Below are 24,059 nucleotides of genomic sequence, written 5' to 3'. Positions count from 1 at the left end.
TTTTGAAAGAAGACTCTCTGTTCAGAAAAAATATCTGCTACTAGTCTTGATCTCAGTAATTAATTAATATGATATTTCTTTTACCTGTTTCTTGCAAGCTTTTTATTTACCTTGTGGCAAAACAATGTCACTTGGTCTAATTTCCTTACCAAAGTATGGCTTCAATTCTTTATTATAATCGTAAGTAAAGAAGCTTTCGCGATTCAATTTGGTAATCTCACGATCCATCCATTTTTGTAAGGACTTATTGCCCTTCTTTACCGCACCAGAAATATACTGGTTAGGTCCAATCGTCTTAATGCCGACAGTAAATTTAGGATTTCGCTTAACCCAAGCATACAGATAAGAATTATCATCGGCCAAAGCTGCACCACGGCCATTTTTAATCGCGTTAAACTGCTGAGTTTTCGAGTCAAACTTAAGCAAGTTTACGCCTTTTTGTTTAGTAAAATAGTTCTCTGCTGTCGTCCCTTTAGTAACGATCACGCTTTTTCCTTTCAATTGTTTTGGACTAGTTATCGGAGCTGACTTAGGGGAAATCACCCCAACCGATACTTTCATATATGGCTTAGTCCAACTAGCCACGCTTTTACGCTCTGGTGTCAAAGTGAAGTTAGCCAAAACAATATCAGCCTTATTAGAATTCAAGGTATCAATTCGATTATTGGCATTAACTTGAATAAACTTAGGTTTTACGCCCAAATCTTTCGCCACTCTGCGAGCTAGGCGCACGTCATAGCCAACACGCTTACCTTGTGAATTAACCCAGCCATAAGGCGGTAGATCGCCAAAGACAGCCACTCTTAAATAGCCACGACGTTTAATTGAAGATACATTATTTTCATTATTCCATCTGTCGCCTGAAGCAGTGCCGTTAATTCCTGGTCGCGTAATTCCAAAATAACCAGCAATTACCACAACTACCGCAAAGAGGACAGCCATGATCCAATTAAAAATCTTTTTTGCCATCATTCACACCTAAAAATCCATACTCTCTAAAAATTCTTGTGCCCGCTTAGTCTGAGGTTTAGTAAAGAATTCTTTGCCTGGTGTCTCTTCCAAAATTTTTCCGTCTTCTAAGCACCTTATCGGCAATTCTCGCAGCGAAGTTCATCTCATGCGTAACAATGATCATCGTCATATGTTCGTTATCAGATAATCTTTGCATGATATCTAGCACGCCGCGAACCATTTCAGGGTCAAGCGAAGCAGTAATCTCATCAAAGAGCATTACTTCGGGATGCATAATCAAAGCACGCACAATCGCAATTCTTTGCTTTTGTCCACCTGATAATTCACGCGGATATGCCTTTGCATAATTAGCTAAACCGACTTGCTCTAATAACTTAACTGCTTCTTGTTTAACTTCAGCTTCATCACGTTTTTGAACTTTTACCGGTGCCAATAAAATATTTTCCATCACGGATAAGTTGGGAAATAAGTCATAACTTTGAAAGACCATCCCAATCTTTTGGCGCAACAATTGCCATTCCTTCGGACTAGGATTTATTTTTTTACCGTGAAAATAAATTGCGCCACCCTCATATTCTTCAAGCCCATTCACCGTTCTCAGCAAAGTACTTTTTCCTGAACCAGAAGGTCCCAATAAGGTCAATACCTCGCCTTTATTTAAGCTAAAGTTGATATCAAACAAAGTTTGATGCTTGCCATAAAATTTATTTAAATGTTCTACTCTTAAAACTTCTTCTGTCATTTCATTCACCTAATTCTTAGCAGTTAATCGTTTTGCCCATGCAGACAAGGGATAATCCAAAATAAAATACAAGATAAAGATAAAGCCATATACCCAGAACACACCAGCTGGATATTGTTGATTATTTGCTTCAATGATTTGTTGACCGACATTGATTACTTCCATGATATTGATAATCATTAATAAAGAAGTGGTCTTAATTACTCTAGTAGCCAAGTTGATTGTTGCTGGTAGTTCTAACTTAACTGCTTGAGGCAACAAGACATAACGGAACAGTTGCAGGCGATTTAGACCCAGTGCTAGGCCAGATTCACGCTGCGTTTTGGGTACTGATTCCAATGCACCACGAACAATATCGCTAAACTCAGCAGCTACCCACATTGAGAAAGCTAATACCGCCATCCAAGTAGCTGGCCAATTGACGTGCAAGCTTCTTGGCAAAATATAATAAACCAAATACAGTAAAACTACGGTTGGCACAATTCTGAAGAATTCTAAGTACAACCGCAAAACAAAACGCAATGGACGATTTTTAAAAGTTCTCAAAATACCAAAAATTGTTCCTACAGCCAAGCCAATTACTAGTGACAAAGCTGCAATCCAAATCGAGGTCCATAGCCCTGCCATCAAACGGGCAAAGTTACTTCCTTCAAACAAAACATTAATCCCCGAATGAAGCATACCGTACTCTCCTCTCAAGCCAAGTTAATAATAAAATAATTGGAATCAAAATAATCGCATAAGCAATTACCAGCATCAATAAATATTCATTTGAATGGTAATACATCCCAATCAAGTCAAGGGCTGTATTAGTTAACTCCGGAATCGCAATTACTGAAAAAATCGAGGTTTCCTTAATTAAGAAAATAATATTGGCGGTTAAAGCCGGCATGCTTAGGCTAAATCCTTGTGGAAAAACCACATAGCGAGCTAATTGTAAGTTGTTCATTCCTAATGCTTTACCGCTATTAATCTGACTAGGGCTTACGCCATTAAAACCACCGGTAAAGCCTTCAGCCATATATGCTCCACCTAAAAAGATTAAGCCAATGATGCCGCAGACCTCAGCGGACATTTTTAAGCCAATTACTGGAAAGGCATAATATAAAAAGAAAAGTTGAATTAAAAGCGGTGTATTTCTAGCTAATTCAACATATGCTGTCAAAATTTGGCTTAATACAGGCACCTTAAAGTATTGCACCAGACTGACAATAATCCCCACAATAATTGAGCCCACAATGCCAACTAGTGAAAGCCATAACGTTAGCTCAAATCCCCGAGCAAACACAGGCAAGGCTTGTTGGATAATTGTCCAATTCATTAAAAATCCCCCAATCACACAAAAAAGAGACCCACTCTCATAGGTCTCTTTAAACAATAAAAAAAGATCTACGCTACTCCAGTTGACGTAAATCTCCTTATTTCTAATTAAAGCTATTTAGGCATACGCAAACTGAATTCTTGAGTATTAAAAGCAATGTTAGATACACAAGAACAACAGTCAGTATTAACATTTCTCATACTTAAAAATTCCATTTTGAAACTGTCAAATCTTTTGTGTAAATAGATCTTTCTCGTAAATTGATTTTTTAATTATTTATTTAATCAAAGTAGGATTCTAAGGTGTCCTGAACCTGACCAAAGCCTTTATGAATTCGATTGAAATAACGGTCATTGTAGCTCATTGCCTGGATGCCAATAAATGCATCAAGCGACTGTTCAGTTGGAAATTCTGCCTTAGGCTTAGCTTTACGCTTGATGACGTTGTTAAAGGATTCAATCATATTGGTTGAATAAATTGAAGCTCTGATTTGTTTGGGATAATTGTAGAAGACTAGCAGATCGGGCTCAATTTCCTTCAAACCTTTGATGACATGGCTATAAGCTTTATTCCATTTGGCATAGAATTTGTGCAAGACAGCTGCAGCTTCTTTTTTGCTTGTCTGTTGATGTATCTGCTTGAATTCGTTCATGATCTTTTCACGATCGTCGACGCGTACTTTAGCGCAGATATTGCGCATGACATGAACCAGGCAGCGTTGAAAATGAGCTTTAGGATAAGTCCTGGCCAAGGCTGTTTTCATGCCAACAACACCATCAGAAAGAAAAAGCTCAACTTGCTTCAAGCCTCTGGACTTCATGTTTTGAAGCATCTCTGTCCAAACTTCAATGTTCTCACTAGGAGCAATGCAGTAGTCAATGACTTCCTTATGTCCATTAGGTTTAATGCCAATGGCAATATATACTGCTTCACGCTCAAACGTTTCTCGGCGCAAAGGAAGGTATGTCGCATCCAAATAGACACAGAAAAACTTGTCGCTTAGCTTGCGCTTGTGATAAGCCTCAATCTTGGGGAGCATCTGCTTGGAAATATTTGATACTTGAGCTGGACTATAATGACTGCCATACATTTTCTCAATCAAGTCAGCGATTTCTCTGGTAGTTACGCCTTTGGAGTATAGCTTGATAATCGTGCTTTCCAAAACATCAGAGTGCTGCTTGTAGTCAGGCAGCGTGTGCTGATGAAACTGACCGTTGCGGTCTCGAGGCACTTGCACTTCAATTGGTCCAAACTGGGTATCAACCTTGCGGAAATAAGCACCATTTCTAGAATTGCCAGTATTCCAGCCATTTCTGGCATAGGGATCATAGCCTAGAAAGGCAGTCAACTCAGCTTCTAGCAAGTTATTAACAGCCTGTTGTAGCTCTTTGCGCAATAAATCATTTATTTTGTCTGGATTGAATAGAGCTTGAGCAAAATCTTTGGTAAAATCATTCATGAAGGAGTTCTTCTTTCTGTATGTGTTTTTTTGTTCAAACCAATCATACGAGAAAGGAACTCCTTTTTCTAATGTTTAAAGAAATAAATTTAAGGAATCATTCATCCTTACACAAACTATTTTACAGTCTCTCCATTTTCGTACTCCTTTCATCTTGTCTTATTTTAAATAAGCAACTTACATTAAGTAATATACTTTTTTTCTTACTTAATGTCAATACCCTAAGCCCATTTGTCAGCCCAATTATGTACTTGGTCAAAAACTGGCTTAAGTTCAGCACCTTTTTTAGTTAAACCATATAAAATGATGCCGGTATTCTGATCAACACTACGCTTGACGATATCTTCTTTTTCTAGTTCCTTCAAACGTTCAACGAGTACTCGATCACTACATGCCTCAATCGTTCGTGCTAAATCTTTAAAACGCATATCTTGGGTATCACAAAGTGAACTAATAATTAAACCATTCCACTTTTTGCCAATAATCTTAAAAGCACCAACAAAGTGACAGCACAACTCATAATCTTCTGGTTTACAAGGAGCTGTATCCTTTTTTTCTTTAACTTCTTGCATCGTAAGTCCCTCCATAATTATATAATCCCTGTAAAAATAATATTATATAAAATATTTTTCAGTATTACTAACATTATTATAGTAAATTCACTTACTAATTACAAGTGCTAAGCAAAGTGATAAATCATAATCCCGGCTGCGACAGCGGCATTGAGTGATTCAGCTTGTCCTTTAATTGGAATATAGAGCTTTTCATCAGCCAAAGAAGCAATGGTTGGGCTGACACCATGTGCTTCATTACCAATGATCAACGCTAATTGAGGTACCTTTTCAAAATCAGGTAATTGCTTAGCTGAGCGGTCAAGCATTGAAGCATAAACTGGAATAGCAGCAGCTTGAAAATCAGTGATTACGTCAGCCAAATCACGTTTAATTAAATCGATGTGGAATTGGCTGCCCTGCATTGCTCGTTGCGTCTTAGGATTGTATAAGTCAGCACTCTCTGGTGAAAGGATTACTCCATCAAAGCCAGCTGCATCCGCAGTTCTAATGATTGTCCCGACATTACCTGGATCAGCTAAATTATCCAGCAAAACCCATTTACCATAGTTAAACGGAAATTCTTTTGGTTGATCAATTTTTAACACCATAAAAATTTCCTGTGAATTTTTAGTTGAACTTAAATGCCGCGCAATAGCTTTATTAATTAACAAAACATTTTTACCACTTAGGTCAACTTCATAATTGCTATCAGCTTGATCGAGTGCTTCTTTGGTTCCTAAAATATATTGATATTTTTTACCAGCCTTTAAAGCTTCTTCAAACAAGTGAAAACCTTCAATTAAATATAAACCTTCATCATCACGATATTTTTTTTGCTTTAATTTGGCTAATTTCTTAATTGTTGCATTATTAACTGAACTAATCTGTTGCATAATTTTCTCCTTTTTACATTCAAGACCTATTATAACTGATAATCTGTTTTGATCATGCTAAAATCAAAATTGAACTTAATTTAAATAAGGGAGATAAAAATGGAAACAAGAAAATTAATTTGTTCAGGCTTAGTTCAAGGCGTTGGCTTTCGTTGGTCAACCATGGCATTAGCTAACAAGATGGGTATTCCTGGCACTGTTAAAAATAATGCAGATGGTACCGTTACAATCTATTTACAAGCAGACAGTGATAAAATCGACCGCTTTATTGAAAAACTACCTACTGCATCTGGATTTGCCCAAATTCAAAATATTAGTCAAGAATCGGTTCCAGGTGTAGAAAAAATGCATGATTTTCATGTATTATATTAGAGACATACATTTTTAGATAGAAATTAAGTGGTGATTTATTTAAATGAAAAAAATTAAAAGATACGCTGGAGTACTGGCTTTATTAGCAGTAGCTACTCTTGTATTAAGTGCCTGTGGGGCAACAACTGATCCACACGTTGCACCGCACAGCGGTATTTACGGTTGGGTTTACCAATGGTTAGGCCGACCTTTACAAAATATCATGATTCAAACCGCGCACATGATTGGCGGCGATAATGGTGCTGGTTGGGGAATCGTGATTATTACGGTAGTTGTACGTGTAATCTTGATGCCATTGATGTTAGTACAGCAAAACAAGAGTGTACGTCAACAGGAAAAAATGGCTCGTCTGCAACCGCAAATGAAGTTGATTCAAAATGCAATGAGACACAAGGGGATCACCCCTGACCAACAAATGACTTTATCAACTTGGCAAAGAGAGCTTTACTCTAAAAACCAAGTTTCATTAACTGGTGGAATGGGCTGCTTGCCATTAATTATTCAGTTACCAATTATGTGGGGAATTTATCAAGCGGTATTCTATTCACCTCAATTGGCACAATCCAAATTCTTTGGTATTTCTCTAAGTTCCAAATCTGTTGTTTTAGCCATTATTGCGACTGTCTTTACCGTTATTCAAGGTTATATCTCACTAATTGGTATTCCAGAAGAACAAAAGAAGACCATGCAATCAATGATGATTGTTAACCCAATTATGACTTTGTTCTTCAGTTTATCCTTCTCTGGTGCCTTAGCTCTTTACTGGGCTGCTGGTAACTTAGTAATGATTATCCAACAAGTAATCGTTACCTTTGTCCTTACACCTAGTGTTAAGAAGCATATTGCTGATGAACTAAAAGATAAGCCAATTGAAACTGTTATTACTAAAGAAAAAGTGGATGCTTTGTTTAACTCCAATAGCGGTCAAAGCAAGGCTACAACTGAAGCTAAGAAAGAACTACACCAAAACCTACGTAACCGCAACAAAGGTAAACAAAAACGTAAATAATGAAAAAAATCAGGATCAAATTCCTGATTTTTTGTTAGGAGTAAAAATGAACACTCAAGAAATACTACAACTTTTAGACGACCATGATATTAGCTATCAAGTCTTTTCTCACCCAGCAGTTTATACAAGTGAGGAAGCAGATAAATACCTAAAAGACAAAGATTTTGCTAAATGCAAGAATCTTTTTATTAAATCGCGTAACGGAAAAAATTATTATTTACTCATGTTGCCTGAGAATAAAAAAGTTGACTGGAAAAAAGCACAAAGTGAATTACTTTCTCCTAGTCTAACTTTTGCTTCAGAAGATGAACTTGAGGAAAAACTCAAGGTTAAATCTGGTACGGTTTCACCCTTTAACTTACTCAATGATTCTAGCAACACTATTCCCTTGATTGTGGACCAAGCGGCCATGGAGGAAAATAATTATGTTGGCGTCCATCCCAATGATAATACCAAAACTATCAGTCTTACTTGGACGGATTTAGCTAGAATTTTAAGTTCCTATGGTCATTTGTTTGAAGAAAGATCTCTATAGAAAAAATTAAGTTTGTATCTGAGAAAAAGCTATTTTTAATCGATTTTTGGCTTTAAATCAAAACAAAACTCCTACTATATCAAGGCTTATTATGCCAAGATTTAGTAGGAGTTTTCAATTTTTAGAGTTTTCCTAGACACTTCAGATTAATTATTTTTCATAATCTAATAAAAACGCTATCCAAATGGATAACGTCTTCACTCCCAATTAATCTGATTCTTCAGCGGCCCGTGTAGCGGCATTTTCAATAGTTTTAACAGGATTTAATCTAACACGAAAGTTGAAGTAGCCCACGTGCTCATCATCTTCAAAACCATACTCACTATAATCACCCCAGGAAACATAGTTAGATGTTCCCTTAATTCTGTAAAATAGTTGGGCAATATCACCACTACCAAGAACAACTGGATCTAAAGCTCTAATCTTTTGTCCTTTCTTAACAGATTGTTTGGTCTTCTTTAATTTAGAATTATAGATGTACAAATCTGTCTGCGGAACAATCGTAGTTGCACCGCCATCACGAAATACCGGATTGCCATTGATGCGACCAACATTCATTGCCTTGATATAAGCACCTCTGCCAATGTAATAATAGTCTTGACCTTTAATCTTATAATTCTTAATTGCATATGATTTACTACCACTTAAGTTTGTGTAATAGTAATCGTCAGTTTGTGTCTTAGTGCGACGCTTACCAGCATAATTTATAATTGAGTATTTAGGAAAAACCTGTTGTCCATTAAAGCTAATACGCTTACCATTCTTATTATAAATAGCAGTGTTAGCATTCAGCTTCAAAACGCCTTTTCCATTCATGGTATTAACGTTATTAGACTTTAAATACGTCCCATCACCTAAATTAAAATATGAATCAGGATAATTAGTCCAACTTTTACCAGCATATTTAATCTTGCTACCTTTAGTTAAATAAGCCTTGCCACCGCGATAAGTTGATAAACGATTACCCTTGCTATTGTAAATATAGGTGTTTTTAATAATTCCGATCTCATTATTATTCCAGTTATAGCTACCAACCGATTTCATGTTGACATAACCACCATCACCTAAATCTGCATAGGTTTCACCATTAACAATAGCTTGTGGCATCCCATTAAGATTAATAAAAGCACTGACCCTGGGTCCCTGAATAACAATTGGTTGACCATAAAAATTGATCGGTTTCTTAAAATTTATCCGATCTTGACTACCTAGCTCTTTACCATTCTTATTATACAAAGTTGGATTGGTATAGCTCTTAACAGTTGTAATCTTATTCTTCAGAGTACTTGCCCGAACTACCGGTGTTAATTGATTTTGACCCGCTAAAGCTGCAGGAACAAAAAGCGCAGTTCCAGCCACAATACTTAATACAATTCTCTTAAGTTTCATAATTTATGACCTCTCTTAATTATTTTACCCTTGCATATACATTATAGTCCCTTTAATATAAGTCACTGCTAAATCATGCTTTGCCTACCGTTTAGATTCAAAATCAAATCTGCATTATCTTCCATTACTTGTCTTCTTTTACCGAAAAGCATCCAAATTGAGAATAGCAATGGAACGCCAACAATTAATACAGTATAAATATAATCAGTGATTTCGCCATTCCAAGACCAGCCAGCAGAATTCCAACCAGATTGCAAATCAGAAATATAATCCATTAAAAAGTGATAGATCATCGGCAACCATAGTTTTCCTGTATAGAGATACAATTCTGCCCAGATAAAGGCGCTCCCCATTACGCCAATAACTTGTGCAATTGTTGCAGTAAAACTTTCTCCATGCCAGCCAAAATTACTTAAATGACTAAGGCCGAACAAAATTGCTGAACCATAGATTGCAACAGGGATGCGATACTTTGGGAATCTATATGTACAACTGCAATTGGAACTAGCAAGAAAATATAAACCGCCCATAGCAGTAATACTAATAGAATCTCGATAGCCGGCAGGTTTTTTAGCAAAAAATTCCCAGTGATATGCCAAATTTAGCAAAAATTGAAAGGAAAAATTACTATGGTCAGCCAGCGAACAATTTGAGTATTAGTCTTGCTGGAATCCTTTTTAAATTGCACGTAAAAGTTCAATCCCATGATCGCCGTACTAAAAGCTAGATTGAACAAATCCCCTATAAAATAAAAATGATTGTTCCGCTGAGAAAAAGTATAACTAATCATCAAGAGAAACCAGATAATCAATTGATAGTTAAAAACTTTCTGCCAGAATTTCCTTGAAAAAATGCGTTCTTTCATTACGTCACATCCCTTAAGTTTAAATATTTTTAGCTAATTATATCGCTTAAATTAATAAAAATTATAATTATTTTCGGAGCATTTTATTTCTTATTTTCTAATACCTAAGCCTCTAGAGAAAAAAAGTCCTATTAAATCTTGGTACCCAAACCTTGATTTAATAGGATTTTGTTTATGCCTCAAGATTGCTCTTAGGCATTTGTTTCTTCTCATTTAATTTTCTTAACTTAGCGGCTTTTTTCTTAGTCAACCGAGGGAACTTCAATTTAAACTGGCTGCCCTGACCCTCAACAGATTCAACACTAATTGTTCCGTTATAACTAGCAACTAATTTTTGTGCAATCGATAGACCTAAACCATTGCCACCTTTTTCACGGGTTCTAGCCTTATCCACACGATAGAAGCGATTGAAGATTTTCTTTTGATCTTCTTCAGAAATCCCCTCACCAAAGTCTTGCACAATAATATTAACATTCTTCTTAGTTACACCAGCTGAAACATTAATCTGCTTGCGATCAGTCGAATATTTAATCCCATTATCGATCAAAATTACTAGCAACTGTTCCAAATGACCGTGATACATTTGAATCTCTGTATCATCAGGTAAATCATCCTCATCCAGCTGAATCTTGAAGTCAGGATGAACCATTGCCATATCAGCGACCACTCTGCGGATGATTTCATTAACATCACTTACTTCATACGGATATTGAACATCGATTTGCTCGGCTCGAGTTAAATCAAGCATTTCCTGAATTAAATGTTTCATCCGATCAGCTTCTTGCAACGAAGCCTTAATTGATTCATCCAAAATCTGCGGATCATCCTTGCCCCATCTTTCAAGCAGGTTCAAATGCCCTTCAATTACTGCCACTGGTGTCCTTAATTCATGTGAGACATCACCAACAAATTGCTTTTGTTGCTCAATGTAACCTTGCATCCGGTCTAGCATTTGATTAATCGAAGTAGCTAATTCTTCTAACTCATCATCTCGATGTAGTTCTTTAATTCTAGCCTCACTATTAGGATCAGCATTAACTTCCTTAGCCACCTTAGACATCGTCTTAATTGGCCGAACTACATTAACAACCAAAATATAAGAAATTGCAATGAAGATAATTATTGCAATCAGTGAAATAATTACCATCCAATGAAGCAAATTACTCATCAAGCTATTGTAATAAGTCATACTATTAGAAACCACTACATAGCCAGTTAATTTGCCATTTACCTCAGAATAGATTTTCTGGTAGGTTAAAAGCATTTTGCCTTTTTTTCGGTTTACTACTTCTTCAAGTTGGTTGCCGGCAAATTCTTTTAGCTTAGGTGCAGAATTACCATTAGTAAAAACAATTTCATCATGTTTGTTGTAAACTGCTACATTAATATCTGGATTCGAAATCGATGAAATCAGGCTATCACTAAATGCTTTATTCTCTGTATCTTTTTTGCTAATAGCAGGACCGCCCCTCAAAATACGCCTGGTAGACGGTGACAGAGCAGGAATTACATTTGAGATTTCTAGCTCATCTTGAATAGAACTTAATGTCCGGTCCATCGTGATAACTACATTATTAGATGCCTCTTGTTGCTGTTCCATCGATTGATGACTAACAATTTGATAGGCAACAACTGAAAATATGACAAAAGAGACCGTAATCGTTAATGCAACGATACTAACCCATCGCACAATTAGCGATGAGTGCTTGGCCTCTTTTTCCTCGTCTTTATTCTTGATCATCATCTTCATCTCTTACCATATAACCGGTACCACGAACCGTGTTAATGTAAGATGGTTGACCTGGAGCGTCAATCTTATTGCGTAAATAACGTACATAAACTTCAACTACGTTAGTTTCGATATTAGATTCTGGACCCCAGATCTTATTCAATAATTGATCACGACTAACTACGTTGTTCTTATTTTCAATCAAGGTCATTAATAAGTTGTATTCGCGTTTAGTTAAATCGATTGCCTTGCCATCACCACGGTGCACAATTCGGTTAGCAGTTTCAATTGTCAAATCCTTAAATTTTACAATCTTTTGCTTAGCAACAGTAACCTTTGATGCGTCCTTTTCGATTTTAACGCGACGTAACACTGCGCGAAGACGAGCTAAAAGTTCTTCAATTGCAAAAGGTTTAACAATATAATCGTCAGCGCCATGATCCAAACCAGAAACACGGTCGATCACTGAATCACGTGCAGTCATCATGATAATTGGCGTAGTCTTAACTTGACGAACACGACGTGCAATTTCCAACCCATTTAAATCAGGTAACATCAAGTCAAGCAAGATAGCATCAAAGTCTTGACTCAATGCATCTTCTAATCCCTTACGACCATTATTCTCAACAACAGTCTCGTAATTTTCATGTTGCAATTCAAGCTCGACAAAGCGAGATAAGTTCTTTTCATCTTCAATAATTAGAATTTTTGCCATGTTAATTCATTTCCTCGTAGATCAATTTGGTTTTCTAATACTAATAAATTAATTAAAAAATGTTTTTATAATTAAAGGATACTTTAAAATTGCTTCTAACACAAGATTAAAAAACAATCAAAGTAAAAATTTTCTTTGATTGTCCACCATATTTTTCAATTACATTTATTACTTATTTTTATTGTCCTTATCATTATCTTGCCCATCAAGCAAGACCTTCAATTTAGCAAAAGCTGGGTTAACTTGGTTCTTCTTGCCTTCTTCAAAAGAGGCTTCAGAAACAACTTCCCAACCTTGACCCTCTGGGAAAATATTCTTTTCTTTTTCTTCAGGAGTCAAAATAGTAGTTGGAATATGGAGTAAAATATTATCTTCTACCGCTGTTTGCAAGTCAATTTGGTCATTCTCAACTTGTACAATAGTATCGTTTTCTTCCAATTCTTCCTTGGTTGGCTTACGATCAAGGTAGTTTTCAGTAAAAGTAAAATCTTCATGATAGTCTACCGGCTTAAGGCTTCTGCTTGATGGCACAACCAGATCAGCGGCCACATGAAAACTGCCAGTCACAAATGGTTCTTGATAGAACAAGTCACCGCTCACTTTTACATTTTTCGCATCAATTAGTAGATCTTTACTACGCTTAAAAAATTCTGGACGCATTTCCAAATCACGTTCAATGTGAGTTAATGGTTCCTTGGAATTTTGAATCCTAGAAAAACTAAGTTCTAACATTTTTACACCTCGATTGGCCGTCGACCAAAGTTTTGATCAACACCCATTATTTGTTCAAATAAACGATCTACCCTAACTTGTAAAGCCAAAGAACCGCTCTTAGCACTTCTTTTATCGACCTTTGAAACAATTTCTGTCTGAAAATCTTTACGTTGTTGCTTCAAAAACTTGCGCCCTGTTTTACTAAAACCTAAAAGCATCAACGATTCATGATTAAAACTAGCAAGCATATCATCTTGAGTAACATTGAGCAATGTATACAAACTTAACCTACGCAGCCGAGAATATGTATACCGCTTAGACTTAATATGCCGTAAAAATTCAGTAAAGTCGCGTGCCAAATGAATTTCTTGCTTCATCTTGTATTCAAGCCCCTCACTCATTTGGTAAATTCGTTGCAAATCTTCAACTGAAGATGATTCGATTCGATACTTCAAAAACGGATAAAGCAAATTCCAATTAGGATAAACTTTTTGTTTAGCTAACACTGCTGCTTCTTTTTTAGGCATCCAATACTTTAAATTTTCAGTATCTTCACCATGCAGCAATAAATTGCGAATCGCACTGGCACTTTGGACAACTTTTTCTCTTTGTAAAAGGTCATCATGTCCTGCTCCAATTCGGTTGACCGGATGCAGGTTTAATGGTGAACCTAAATTATGATTAGCTACTGAATACGCTAACCCCAAAATAGCATTTGGCTGATTAACTTCATAGCCTACTTCATGCGCTACCATTTGGTTATATTGTGTTGAATAAGTTTGGCTATAATCTCTAAAATCCATGTGATTCTGGGGAATTTCCGCAATTCTTTTGCCCAAATAAGCAAAATTCAGGTTAGCATCTTCTACACCAAAGACTAAATCAGTTACGCCTAATTTAGCAAGTTGTTCAATGTTTCCGAGAGCAAAAAGATCAGCTGGTTCCACTACCGTTGAAAATGGTGTTTCAAATACCAAATCGGCACCAGATTGTAAAGCCACCTTAGCCCGCTCCCACTTGCTCATAATCGCCATCTCACCACGTTGCACGTAGTTACCAGACATGAGCACCACAATTGGATCATTACCAGCAACCAAGCGTGCTTGATTTAGCAAGAACTCATGTCCACTATGGAAAGGATTAAATTCCGCAATGATCCCAACAACACTCATTGCTTAATCTTCCTTCAATTCAACTTGCTTACCGTTAGCCCATAGCTTTTCCAAGTTATAAAATTCACGTGCTTCCTTAGTAAAGACGTTGACTACAACATCACCTAAATCGAGCAAAAGCCAGTTAGAATCTCTGGTACCTTCAATACGGTAGTCAGTGTAGTTGTTTTCGTGAGCCGCATCAACAATTGAGTTAACGATCGCATGTAATTGACGATTAGAGCCTGCACTGGTAATGACATAGTAATCAGCTAAAATACTGATTCCACGCATATCGTAAGCTTCAGTATCTTCACCATGACGGTCACTAATTGCTTGGGTAGTAAAATCTAAAATTTCTTGACTAGTCAATATTTTTCTCCTTTTTATTACTTAATTCCCCATACATTGTATGCTTCTAAAGTACGAGGATATACTTTATTTTTATTTTCAATTAAAAACTCTAAGGTGTGCTGCAATTCATAGCCTACCCCTTCATCAAGACTAGCATAAGCAACTTTGCGCGCTTCTTCAACTCCTGGAAAATCTCGTCCGGGTTCAATAAAATCAGCTACAAAGATAATTTTATCTAATGTAGTCATCTTAGTATCACCAGTCGTATGACGACGTACGGCAGTTAAAATTTCAGGATCCCTAATTTTTAAATCACGTTCAATAAAGAAAGTCCCCACAATGCCATGCCAGATGGCCCGATTCCAATTAAGCAAATCTGGATCAAAATTCTGTTCCTTAATTACCTTACGATACTCTTCTACCGGTACCTGCTTGGCATAATCATGAACAAAGCCAGCTAAGGCTGCTTTTTCTTCATCATATCCATTTAACTTAGCCAACTTACGTGCAGTTTCACTAACACGAACACAATGTTCAAAACGTTTTTTCTTCATGTTTGCCTTTTCTTTAGCAACAATTTGTTCACTAGAGAATGGTGAATAAGTATTTTTAAAAATTAGTTTCGTCAAGGTAAAGCCCCTTTTCTTCAATATATTCTCTGACGGCTTCTGGTACCAAGTAACGAATTGAAGTGCCAGTTGCGACACTGCGACGAATAGCAGTCGAACTTAGGCGAATATCTGGTGCGTCAACCCAAATCATGGGATATTGCGGATCTTGTGGATAACCTGGACGACGAATTCCGACCAATGTTACTAGCTTAGCCAGGGTCGGAGCTTCCTTCCAAGTATGGAAACTGTTAACCTGATCACTGCCCATAATCAAATAATAGTCATTCTGAGGTGCTTTTTCCTTGAGATAACGCATAGTATCCACAGTATAAGAAACGCCGCCTCGAAACAATTCCAATAGTTTTACCCTAAACTTAGGATTATCGCGCGTAGCTAAATCAAGCATCGTTGCCCGATCCTTAGCAGAAGTCAGCGGCGCATTTTTATGCGGTGGAATATTATCCGGAATAAACCAGACCTCATCCAGCTTTAACTTAGTCATTGCTTGCTCTGCCGCTACCAAGTGCGCAATATGCACCGGATTAAAGGTACCACCCATAATCCCAATCTGACGACCTTTACCTTGTTCTTGTTCCAATTCTGCTTCAACTTTAGCAGTTGGCATTTTTTCAATACATTTTGGATTAACCATATGCAAACCTCTAAATCAATGCACGACGAATACCTAAACCAATCCCATCTGGTGTGTAAGTCTTAACAACGCATCCCTTGGGTACAGTCACAAAACCAATTCCACCAAATAAAAGGTCACTCTTATATTCCGTTCTAAATTCTTGACCCTTTAGTGGTGCCATTTCATCATCTGCAGCTGGTGGGGATAACAATTCACCTTTATGCTTTTTATAAAAGTCATCCGCATTAGCTGTCTTAGTACGGTGAATATACATTCCACGAGCAACGTAAACAGTAAAGCTAGTCGATTCGCCCTTGAGATAATCAATCCGTCCCAAACCAGCTAAGAATAAAGTATTACCAGGCAATAATTGGTAAGTAGCTGGCTTTAAAGGCTTCTTAGGTGAGACCAGCTCCAAATCCTTAGCATTTAAGTGCGTAGCCAATTGATTCTCGGTCATGATCCCGGGCGTATCAATCAAAAAGTGACCATTTTCTAGAGGAATTTCAATTTTGTCTAAAGTAGTTCCAGGAAAGCGTGAAGCGGTGATCAGGTCTTGAATATCACCCATCATGTCAATAATGGCATTGATTAAAGTTGACTTACCAACATTAGTTGTCCCTACAAAATAGACATCTTTGTCTTGCGATTGCTTATTAATATAAGCGATCAAATCTTCCAAGTTCAACTTCTTTTTAGCTGAAACCAAGAAGATTTCCTTAGGATAAAGCCCCATTCGGTTAGCTTCTTGTCTCATCCAATCCTTAATCTTACTTTGCTTAGAGTTTTTAGGAAATAGATCAAATTTATTACCAACTAAAATAAAATCATTATTTCCAACAAAACGCTTCAATGATGATAGCAAAGAATTTGAAAAATCAAATAAGTCAACTACATTAACAATTAAAGCTTTCTTTTGTCCTAAAGAGTTAAGCAAAGCCCAAAAATCATCATTGTTTAAATCAACTGGCATGATTTCATTGTAGTGCCGTAATCTAAAACAGCGTTGACAATAGACATCCGCATTTTCTTCTTGTTTTGCTTTTTCTAGCGCGCTTTTTGGCAAATAACCCGCTTTTTCAGGATCATCAGATTGTAGTTTTGCACCACAGCCGATACAAATAATATCTTCATCCATTTGATAGCTCCTTCTTAAATGTTACTCGATGTGATAAGCCCAAGAAGAAAAAGATAATTTTTTCAAAGAAACGATTAATTCTTGTATTCCACTTATCTGTTTCAACTAACGGCTTAACTAAAACGGTCTCAACGCCTGCTAAGTTGCCTGCTTGCATGTCAGTGATTAGCTGATCACCAACCATCATAACTTGATCTTTCTTCAAATGCATTGCTTCACGCTTTTTGGTGATCGCAAACGGCAGCGGCTTGCGAGATTTTGCAACAAATTCGATATGGTATGGATCAAGCACCTTACCTACTCTTTGAGCATTATTGTTAGAAATCACCACAAGAGTAATTCCAGCCTTGGCTAATTTTTGATTAAAGTTATCCATTTCCTTGGCAGTCTCAAATTTATTCCAAGCTAGCAATGTATTATCCAAATCTGAGAAAACTGCCTTAATACCCATTTTATTCAATTTCCGGGGGTCCAGATTATAAATTGTATCAATTGTATATTTTGGTCTAAAAAGCATATCAACACTCCATTTTTTATCACCTTATATCATATCAAAAATGGGTTTGCTTTAGAAATTTTTGTTTTCTTCTGTTAAAAAGTGGTACAATACTAAACAATTTAAGCAAAATCATCAGATAACAGAAAGGATTAACATGAGAAAATTCATCGATTTACACCTTCACCTAGATGGCTCTGTTCCGGTTGCAACTGTAAAAAAATTAATGCAAGAACATGGCATGCCTCAATTAACTGATCAAGAATTGTCCGTCGATAATTCTTGCAGCAGCTTAGAAGAATTTTTAGAAAAGTTCGCCCTTCCTAATCAATTAATGCAGACCAAGCATGATTTAGAAACCATTGTTTTTGACTTGCTGACTGAATTAAAAAGCCAAGGCTTGGTGTATGCAGAAATTCGCTTTGCACCGCAACTGCACACAAAAAAAGGTTTAACTCAAAAAGAAGTAATCGCATCCGCCATCGGTGGAATTAAGAAATTTTATCAACGGCAAAAAGAGGACAAGGACCATCCTGAACTACATGCTGGTTTAATTCTATGTCTAATGCGCTTTGCTCATAATAATATTGAAAATATGGAAACCGTCGAATTAGCAAAAGAATTTTTAGGGAAAGGCGTTGTAGGGCTGGACTTAGCGGGTGCAGAAGGACCTATTCCTAACATCAACTACCAAAAGTTTTTCCAACGTGCACAAGACTTGGATGTTCCTTACACTATCCACGCTGGAGAAGCTGCCGGTCCTGATTCAATTCGCCAAGCACTAGAAATGGGCGCTAAGCGAATTGGGCACGGCATTCGCTGCACTGAAGATCCAGCGCTTACCCAATATTTAATTGATCATCAAATTATCTTAGAATGTTGTGCCACCTCAAATATGAACACTAAGGCTTTTGATCAGATCGATTCTTACCCTATTAAAAAATTATTGCACATGGGAATGAAAGTCACGCTAAATTCTGACGATATGACCGTTTCCAATACCAATTTACCGCATGAATACCAGCTACTTGAAGAAAAAACTGCCTTAACTCCTGAAGAAGAAACCACTCTTTATCTCAACGCGGTTGACGCAGCCTTTACCACGCCAGATGAAAAAATCAGATTACGGGCATTAATTCAAAAATAGATAAAAAAATAAGCTAGGAAAATTTCCCCAGCTTATTTCTTTTGTGATTAGTTCAAAGCCTTCTTAGCAGTTTCTGCTAATTGCGCAAAAGTCTTTGAATCGTTGTAAGCAATATCAGCTAACATCTTACGGTTCATGTCAACACCAGCTAACTTCAAGCCGTGCATTAACTTAGAGTATGAGATGTCGTTTTGTCTTGCAGCTGCGTTAATACGAGCAATCCATAACTTTCTGAATTCACTCTTACGTCTTCTACGGTCGCGGAATGCGTACTTGTATGAAACGAATAATTGAGTGCTTGCAGCCTTAAATTGCATGTGCTTTGCGCCACGGTAACCCTTGGCAAGCTTCATGATCTTCTTACGACGTTGACGTGTTACTGTTCCACCTTTAACTCTTGGCATTTAAAATTCCTCCTACTATAGTCTGTCTTAATTAAGAACAAGTATTAGTGCATTTGAGCAACCATTTGCTTGATACGCTTCATATCACTCTTTGAAACCATAGCAGCTTTTCTCAAGTGACGACGTTGCTTCTTTGTCTTACCGTGGAAACGGTGACCAGTAAATGCGTGGTGACGCTTTAAACCACCATTTGCAGTTCTCTTAAAACGCTTAGCAGAAGCGCGGTGTGTTTTCATCTTTGGCATATTTCTATTTCCTCCAATTAACTACTTTTTCTTTTTGTCCTTATCACTCTTAGGTGCAAGCATCAAGAACATTGAACGACCTTCCATCTTAGGCTTACTAATTACATTAGCAATGTCTGAGGTTGCTTCAGCCATTTTTTCAAGTACTTGTTGACCTAATTCCTTGTGAGTGATGGCACGACCTCTAAAACGAATTGAGACGCGAACCTTAGCTCCTTCTTTAGAAATGAACTTACGAACGTGCTTAAGTTTAGTTTCGAAGTCGTTACCTTCAATAGTTGGACTCAAACGAATTTCTTTGACACTGACTGTCTTGGAATTCTTACGGGCTTCCTTAAGCTTCTTTTGTTGTTCGAAGCGGTACTTCCCGTAATCCATGATACGTGCTACAGGTGGCTTAGCATTAGGTGAGATCAAAGCTAAATCAAGCCCCGCATCGCTTGCACGACGCAAAGCATCACTCTTGCTCATCACACCAACCTGCTGACCATCTTCATCGATTAAACGAACTTCGCGAGCGCGAATTCTTTCGTTTAGGATTAAACTTCTTGGTATAACTGTTCACCTCCGTGTTAATTTGAGGACAAGAAAAAGGCGGGTTATAAGATTCATACCCGCCTTTAATCAACAGAAATTATCGATCAGCCTAGAGGTTTACTTAACTTAGGCGAGAAGCGGGTGCTTCTTCTTGTTCTCAACTAGTAGAATTATACCCGTTTATCTAACCTGCGTCAACACGATATTACAGTTTTCTCAAAATCATTAATCAACCTCACAATAAAAAATGATATCTGCTTTCCCCTCTTGCTTGGTATGGCGATAAACATTAGTATCCAATCCGCCAACATAAAAACCTGTATGTAAATAAAATAAACATGCACCAGGATTATTATCTTGCCCTTGTGTGTAAAGTCCAGCATAGTCATTTTCTTTGGCGATTTCCTTTGCCTTAGCTATTAACTTTTGCCCACATGCTGGCCACGATAGTTTTTATTCACTTTAAGATCAGATAAATACATATATTTAAAAAATCCTGGTTGTAAAATTGCTAATCCAATACAATTTTTACCATCATATGCACCAATGAATGTACTCTCTTTCATTGCATCATAGTCATAATTTTCATCAGGAAAGCACATTTCTGTAACTTTTTCTGATGAATACTTTTTTAATTGATAATCCCATTTACCGTTATTATAAGAAACCAAAATTTGTCCGAATAATTTAAATGGCTCATTAAGAATATTAATATCTACTTTGTGCTGTGAATCAATTATTTTTGTTGTAATCATATTTATTTCTCTTATTCATCAATTTAACTCTTAGTATAATGCTAACGATCCGTTTTTTCTCACATTACGATTAGTAATTTCAAACATGATCAGTCCAATTATTAACCAAAGCACGGCGTTAAACAAAGAAGCAGCTAAGTAAAAGCCTAGACTGTAGGGATGTTGGTTAACAGCTAGTCTCATCCAGCTAACCATGGGAGAAATAGGTAAAAGACAAAATAAACACTTAACTCCCAAAGAATAATTTTCAAAATTAATTAGTAAAATTCCCAAATATACATATTGAAAAATTGCTAAAGTACTGCCAATTCGCTTAAAATGCAAAATCAAACTCACAACTAAGTATCCTAAACCAGTAGTAGTCACCAAAGCTAACAAGAAAGGAACAACCAGAACAATAGGAAATTTAATCCAATGATCAGTTAGCAACATAATGATTATTAATGCTAACACTGCCTGCACCGCCGAAATAATGATATTAACTATGCTTTTATTAAGAAATAATCTTCTAGCAGAAATTGGCATCAAAAACTGTTGCTCTAAAATACCATTTTGCATTTGGTTGGTCATAGTCATCCCCATTTGACTAATTGTGTTCTGGATTAAAGTCCACAAAATATAGCCAATGACCAAGGCATTCAGTGAAGTTCCAATTACCCCGCCGCCTACTAAGGTACCTCCAAGAAAGATAGCTATAAACATCATGATTAGCAAAATAAAGTCTGAAAAGTAACTAAATGAATATCTTTTATACAGCCACATTTGTCGCCAGAACTCAGCTTTTAAACTCGTCATTATTCTTCTCCTGTGTAGTATTCAAATATATCTTCTAAATTTCTCTTTTTAGTTTGGACCTGACTAATCGGTAATTCTCCTAATAACTGAAGCACTTTTGGTAAATCATTTTGGCATTTAACTTCTAATTGATAACGATCAGCCTGCTTTTTTGTTAAATTACAATAAGTTGATATTTTTTCTTTTTCCTTAGCAGTAAGTGATTGTGACAAGGTAAATTCCAAAATCGTCCATTTATTCAATCTGACCAGGCTTTCTTTCATATTATCTGAAAAGACTAGCTCTCCCTGATTGATCAATAAAATTTTTTGAGCCACTTTTTGAGAAAAACCTAATTGATGAGTAGTAATCAAGACTCCCACGCCATCGGCACTTAGTTCTTTCAAAATATTAATTACTATTTGAGCTGATTTAAGATCTAACCCTAAGGTCGGCTCATCTAATATCAGTAATTTTGGCTGCGCAATCATTGCGCAACAGATCCCTACTATTTGTTGCATCCCGCGACTTAAACTGGTAATCGTCGTATCTTTTTTATCCAACAGACCAAACTTCTTTAGCAATTGAAGGCCATTATGCTCCGCTTCTTTTCTAGATAAACCTCGTTGGCCACCCCAATAAATAAAATTCTCAATCGGTGACAAGGACCAAAACATATTCCGCGAGCCTTCCAAAAGAACTCCCGTATTTTTTAGGAGCAATAAATTGCTATTGGTCATCTCTTTCCCCTCAAAATATACTTTTCCATGATCAGGACTAACTAAATTCAAAATCATCTTTAAAGTTGTCGTCTTGCCCGCACCATTTAGTCCAAGAAAGGCAACTATATCGCCATGATCTACCGCAAAAGAAATATCTTTTACTGCTTTCTTGCTTGTGGCTTGATAAGTTTTTGATAATTTGTCTACTGTTAATAATGCCATCATTTTTACTCACCATTTTTCTTCAATTTTTTGTTAATTTGATTAACTTCATGCCATAAATGAAAGAAATAAGATCCATAAGCAATAGCGTACATAATGATAAAACTGATAACCGTAGTCATTAGCAAAGACCAAGAATAGCTAAAATTGTTGATAATTAAATTGAAAAGTAACCATGCTGCTAGACAAACAAAGAAATTGACTACAATTTGTGTCCTTAAAGACCAAGAATCATTATTAAAAATCCAACCTGCAAAATAAAAAAAGACACCGATAAAGAAGGATATTATTAACCAAAACAAGAAATTAATAGCTGACAATTTTGTCGCTTCCAAATTTCTCCAGTTAGAAGAAGATAATAGGTCCACCGCAAACCAGATCATGCCAATTCCAATTCCCATCAAACCGCTATCCAGCATATATCGAACACGTTTCATAATCCTAGCCTCTCTTTCAGTTCTTTAATCCTTCGTCGTGAGATTTGCACATGCAGATCATTATTCAAAATAGCATCAATATTACCGTTACTCAGAATTTGCAGATGATCTAATTGACGATAATTGAGCAGTGCACTTCTCGATACTGTCACGAAATCTGATGGCAAAACTTTTTGCACTTGATATAAACGACCTTTATACAAATAGGTATCCTGCTCCGTATACACGTAAGTTTTCTCATTTTCCACTTGTACCAGATAGATTTCGCTAAATTTTACTGGATACGCATCCCCTCGATGAAAACACCAGATGAACTCCTTCTTATTAGTCAACTCATTAGCAATCTGACTGATTTTATCTGTCATCTTATGTAGCCAGAACTCAGCTTTTTCTTCAGGTAAATTTTCATCAATATTGAATTTTACTTTCAAGCTGATCCCTCCTTCATTTGATTATTAGTATAGATAATTCTAATTTTTTTGTCATAAAAAATCGGTAAATGGTAGTTTTTCCAAGGTGAATGGTCTTAATTTAGCTTTTTAAGTACAAAAATACCCCATGATTTGTATCATGAGGCATCGAAATCAAATTAAATTATTTAGCTAAACTAGCCTTTTTGTAAGCATAGTATGCAAAGTAATTACCAGCACCTTCACCTACGCGCAATGCATTTACTTTTTTACCCTTAATGGTTCTTTTAACTGAAACATAGTAAAAACCATTGCCAGTTGGAGCAAGCCAGCCATTAGCATTGAAGCCAGTCACACCACGATATTTGAAAGTGTATGCTTCAAGCTTTGAAGTGCTTACTTTTTCCTCTAACTTAAAGTCGGATTTTTCATTCTCTTCTGCGAACTTAGAATCTATCTTGTCTCCCGTTTTCCCTTTCAACCGCTTATACAATTTAAGGCCGTTGACTGTATGAGCAGTAATGCTAAATTTCTTAACTTTGCCTTTTTCTTTGTAGTACCAGGTACCACGAGTACTCTTAGGTGTGGTGAAAACTTCCTTTGCACCCCAAGTGTTAGTAGCTGCTTTTGCTTTTTGTGTATTAACACTAGCTAAACCCAAGATAACCAATAATGCAGTGAAAAATATTACAACTTTTTTCTTCATCTTTAATATCTCCCTTAAAATTTTATATCATCATTTTACTACAAAAA

30 protein-coding genes, 1 pseudogene and 2 other annotated features (1 of these 33 only partly in view) are annotated in these 24,059 nt (G+C 36.6%); of the genes and pseudogenes, 4 read left to right on the top strand and 27 right to left on the bottom strand.

Annotated elements, in window-relative coordinates; translation table 11 throughout:
• Window positions 1-63 (bottom strand) — a binding site (T-box leader); it reaches 145 nt to the left of the window's first position.
• 39 nt (window positions 64-102) lie between these two features.
• From J6L97_RS03215 to J6L97_RS03185, 7 genes and pseudogenes are all read right to left on the bottom strand, one after another.
• On the bottom strand, window positions 103-972 hold the full coding sequence (locus J6L97_RS03215) for a transporter substrate-binding domain-containing protein (protein ID WP_023488240.1): 870 nt from the start codon (window positions 970-972) through the stop codon (window positions 103-105).
• Window positions 973-978: 6 nt separating this feature from the next.
• Window positions 979-1,714 (bottom strand): annotated as a pseudogene (locus J6L97_RS03210) (amino acid ABC transporter ATP-binding protein).
• A gap of 9 nt (window positions 1,715-1,723) precedes the next feature.
• The gene (locus J6L97_RS03205; protein ID WP_013086654.1) at window positions 1,724-2,395 is read right to left on the bottom strand and encodes an amino acid ABC transporter permease; all 672 of its coding nucleotides are present in this window, start codon (window positions 2,393-2,395) and stop codon (window positions 1,724-1,726) included.
• Window positions 2,376-3,035 (bottom strand): amino acid ABC transporter permease, encoded by a 660-nt coding sequence (locus tag J6L97_RS03200; RefSeq protein ID WP_023488242.1) that lies wholly within the window; start codon window positions 3,033-3,035, stop codon window positions 2,376-2,378. The genes J6L97_RS03205 and J6L97_RS03200 overlap by 20 nt, the downstream gene beginning before the upstream one ends.
• Before the next feature lie 280 nt (window positions 3,036-3,315).
• The gene (locus J6L97_RS03195) at window positions 3,316-4,494 is read right to left on the bottom strand and encodes an IS256 family transposase (RefSeq protein ID WP_005728142.1); all 1,179 of its coding nucleotides are present in this window, start codon (window positions 4,492-4,494) and stop codon (window positions 3,316-3,318) included.
• Window positions 4,495-4,715: 221 nt separating this feature from the next.
• Entirely contained in the window at window positions 4,716-5,066 is a 351-nt protein-coding gene (locus tag J6L97_RS03190) for a winged helix-turn-helix transcriptional regulator (RefSeq protein WP_013086656.1), read from the bottom strand.
• 107 nt (window positions 5,067-5,173) lie between these two features.
• On the bottom strand, window positions 5,174-5,941 hold the full coding sequence (locus J6L97_RS03185) for a TrmH family RNA methyltransferase (RefSeq protein ID WP_013086657.1): 768 nt from the start codon (window positions 5,939-5,941) through the stop codon (window positions 5,174-5,176).
• A gap of 99 nt (window positions 5,942-6,040) precedes the next feature.
• Between J6L97_RS03185 and J6L97_RS03180 the strand changes: the two genes are divergently transcribed.
• The 3 genes from J6L97_RS03180 to J6L97_RS03170 are packed head-to-tail and all read left to right on the top strand — an operon-like array spanning window position 6,041 to window position 7,857.
• Window positions 6,041-6,313, top strand: a complete 273-nt coding sequence (locus J6L97_RS03180) for an acylphosphatase (protein WP_005723409.1) — start codon at window positions 6,041-6,043, stop codon at window positions 6,311-6,313.
• Window positions 6,314-6,356: 43 nt separating this feature from the next.
• Window positions 6,357-7,322 carry a membrane protein insertase YidC gene (yidC, locus tag J6L97_RS03175; RefSeq protein WP_057726828.1) on the top strand — a complete coding sequence of 322 codons (966 nt, stop codon included), beginning with the start codon at window positions 6,357-6,359 and terminating at the stop codon, window positions 7,320-7,322.
• A 46-nt stretch (window positions 7,323-7,368) separates the two neighbouring features.
• On the top strand, window positions 7,369-7,857 hold the full coding sequence (locus tag J6L97_RS03170; protein ID WP_057726827.1) for a prolyl-tRNA synthetase associated domain-containing protein: 489 nt from the start codon (window positions 7,369-7,371) through the stop codon (window positions 7,855-7,857).
• A gap of 207 nt (window positions 7,858-8,064) precedes the next feature.
• Here the strand turns inward: J6L97_RS03170 and J6L97_RS03165 are convergent, their stop codons facing one another.
• From J6L97_RS03165 to J6L97_RS03115, 11 genes are all read right to left on the bottom strand, one after another.
• Window positions 8,065-9,246 (bottom strand): SLAP domain-containing protein, encoded by a 1,182-nt coding sequence (locus J6L97_RS03165; RefSeq protein ID WP_054832916.1) that lies wholly within the window; start codon window positions 9,244-9,246, stop codon window positions 8,065-8,067.
• Window positions 9,247-9,314: 68 nt separating this feature from the next.
• On the bottom strand, window positions 9,315-9,845 hold the full coding sequence (locus tag J6L97_RS03160) for a CPBP family intramembrane glutamic endopeptidase (protein WP_223875948.1): 531 nt from the start codon (window positions 9,843-9,845) through the stop codon (window positions 9,315-9,317).
• Window positions 9,846-10,283: 438 nt separating this feature from the next.
• Window positions 10,284-11,861 (bottom strand): HAMP domain-containing sensor histidine kinase, encoded by a 1,578-nt coding sequence (locus J6L97_RS03155; RefSeq protein ID WP_143436826.1) that lies wholly within the window; start codon window positions 11,859-11,861, stop codon window positions 10,284-10,286.
• Window positions 11,839-12,555, bottom strand: coding sequence for a response regulator transcription factor (locus J6L97_RS03150; protein WP_054832915.1), 717 nt, complete (start codon window positions 12,553-12,555; stop codon window positions 11,839-11,841). The genes J6L97_RS03155 and J6L97_RS03150 overlap by 23 nt, the downstream gene beginning before the upstream one ends.
• Window positions 12,556-12,723: 168 nt before the next feature.
• Complete coding sequence (locus tag J6L97_RS03145; protein WP_057726825.1) at window positions 12,724-13,287, bottom strand: DUF177 domain-containing protein; 564 nt, start codon at window positions 13,285-13,287, stop codon at window positions 12,724-12,726.
• Window positions 13,288-13,289: 2 nt separating this feature from the next.
• Window positions 13,290-14,441: a nucleotidyltransferase gene (locus J6L97_RS03140; RefSeq protein WP_057726824.1), complete on the bottom strand. Its 1,152-nt coding sequence runs from the start codon at window positions 14,439-14,441 to the stop codon at window positions 13,290-13,292.
• A 3-nt stretch (window positions 14,442-14,444) separates the two neighbouring features.
• Complete coding sequence (rsfS, locus tag J6L97_RS03135) at window positions 14,445-14,792, bottom strand: ribosome silencing factor (protein ID WP_005719884.1); 348 nt, start codon at window positions 14,790-14,792, stop codon at window positions 14,445-14,447.
• A gap of 17 nt (window positions 14,793-14,809) precedes the next feature.
• Window positions 14,810-15,403 carry a bis(5'-nucleosyl)-tetraphosphatase (symmetrical) YqeK gene (yqeK, locus tag J6L97_RS03130; protein ID WP_057726823.1) on the bottom strand — a complete coding sequence of 198 codons (594 nt, stop codon included), beginning with the start codon at window positions 15,401-15,403 and terminating at the stop codon, window positions 14,810-14,812.
• Window positions 15,384-16,037, bottom strand: a complete 654-nt coding sequence (locus J6L97_RS03125) for a nicotinate-nucleotide adenylyltransferase (protein ID WP_013086668.1) — start codon at window positions 16,035-16,037, stop codon at window positions 15,384-15,386. The genes yqeK and J6L97_RS03125 overlap by 20 nt, the downstream gene beginning before the upstream one ends.
• Before the next feature lie 10 nt (window positions 16,038-16,047).
• On the bottom strand, window positions 16,048-17,157 hold the full coding sequence (gene yqeH / locus J6L97_RS03120; RefSeq protein ID WP_054832914.1) for a ribosome biogenesis GTPase YqeH: 1,110 nt from the start codon (window positions 17,155-17,157) through the stop codon (window positions 16,048-16,050).
• Window positions 17,150-17,674 (bottom strand): YqeG family HAD IIIA-type phosphatase, encoded by a 525-nt coding sequence (locus J6L97_RS03115; RefSeq protein ID WP_057726822.1) that lies wholly within the window; start codon window positions 17,672-17,674, stop codon window positions 17,150-17,152. The genes yqeH and J6L97_RS03115 overlap by 8 nt, the downstream gene beginning before the upstream one ends.
• A gap of 136 nt (window positions 17,675-17,810) precedes the next feature.
• On the opposite strand from J6L97_RS03115, the gene add reads away from it, so the two are divergent.
• Window positions 17,811-18,800, top strand: a complete 990-nt coding sequence (gene add, locus J6L97_RS03110; RefSeq protein ID WP_057726821.1) for an adenosine deaminase — start codon at window positions 17,811-17,813, stop codon at window positions 18,798-18,800.
• Window positions 18,801-18,847: 47 nt separating this feature from the next.
• Here the strand turns inward: add and rplT are convergent, their stop codons facing one another.
• The 9 genes from rplT to J6L97_RS03065 form a co-directional block, all read right to left on the bottom strand.
• The gene (gene rplT / locus J6L97_RS03105) at window positions 18,848-19,204 is read right to left on the bottom strand and encodes a 50S ribosomal protein L20 (protein WP_005719897.1); all 357 of its coding nucleotides are present in this window, start codon (window positions 19,202-19,204) and stop codon (window positions 18,848-18,850) included.
• Between the two features lie 44 nt (window positions 19,205-19,248).
• The gene (gene rpmI / locus J6L97_RS03100) at window positions 19,249-19,449 is read right to left on the bottom strand and encodes a 50S ribosomal protein L35 (protein WP_005719899.1); all 201 of its coding nucleotides are present in this window, start codon (window positions 19,447-19,449) and stop codon (window positions 19,249-19,251) included.
• A 21-nt stretch (window positions 19,450-19,470) separates the two neighbouring features.
• Complete coding sequence (gene infC / locus J6L97_RS03095) at window positions 19,471-20,004, bottom strand: translation initiation factor IF-3 (RefSeq protein WP_081036422.1); 534 nt, start codon at window positions 20,002-20,004, stop codon at window positions 19,471-19,473.
• Between the two features lie 25 nt (window positions 20,005-20,029).
• Window positions 20,030-20,145: a sequence feature (ribosomal protein L20 leader region), on the bottom strand.
• A 260-nt stretch (window positions 20,146-20,405) separates the two neighbouring features.
• Window positions 20,406-20,741 (bottom strand): GNAT family N-acetyltransferase, encoded by a 336-nt coding sequence (locus J6L97_RS11270; protein ID WP_309550475.1) that lies wholly within the window; start codon window positions 20,739-20,741, stop codon window positions 20,406-20,408.
• A gap of 30 nt (window positions 20,742-20,771) precedes the next feature.
• Complete coding sequence (locus tag J6L97_RS03085) at window positions 20,772-21,536, bottom strand: ABC transporter permease (protein ID WP_005728254.1); 765 nt, start codon at window positions 21,534-21,536, stop codon at window positions 20,772-20,774.
• Complete coding sequence (locus J6L97_RS03080; RefSeq protein WP_057726829.1) at window positions 21,536-22,459, bottom strand: ABC transporter ATP-binding protein; 924 nt, start codon at window positions 22,457-22,459, stop codon at window positions 21,536-21,538. The genes J6L97_RS03085 and J6L97_RS03080 overlap by 1 nt, the downstream gene beginning before the upstream one ends.
• Window positions 22,460-22,464: 5 nt before the next feature.
• Complete coding sequence (locus J6L97_RS03075) at window positions 22,465-22,896, bottom strand: DUF3021 domain-containing protein (protein ID WP_013086682.1); 432 nt, start codon at window positions 22,894-22,896, stop codon at window positions 22,465-22,467.
• The gene (locus J6L97_RS03070) at window positions 22,893-23,327 is read right to left on the bottom strand and encodes a LytTR family DNA-binding domain-containing protein (RefSeq protein ID WP_054832913.1); all 435 of its coding nucleotides are present in this window, start codon (window positions 23,325-23,327) and stop codon (window positions 22,893-22,895) included. Before J6L97_RS03070 ends, J6L97_RS03075 begins: the two co-directional genes overlap by 4 nt.
• Before the next feature lie 163 nt (window positions 23,328-23,490).
• Window positions 23,491-24,012, bottom strand: coding sequence for a hypothetical protein (locus J6L97_RS03065; protein WP_013086684.1), 522 nt, complete (start codon window positions 24,010-24,012; stop codon window positions 23,491-23,493).
• Window positions 24,013-24,059 lie beyond the last annotated feature (47 nt).

Origin of the sequence: Lactobacillus crispatus (assembly GCF_018987235.1) — a bacterium.
GTDB lineage: Bacteria > Bacillota > Bacilli > Lactobacillales > Lactobacillaceae > Lactobacillus > Lactobacillus crispatus.
The sequence above is the reverse complement of the archived record's forward strand: the minus strand, read 5'-3'. Positions and strand labels throughout refer to the sequence as shown.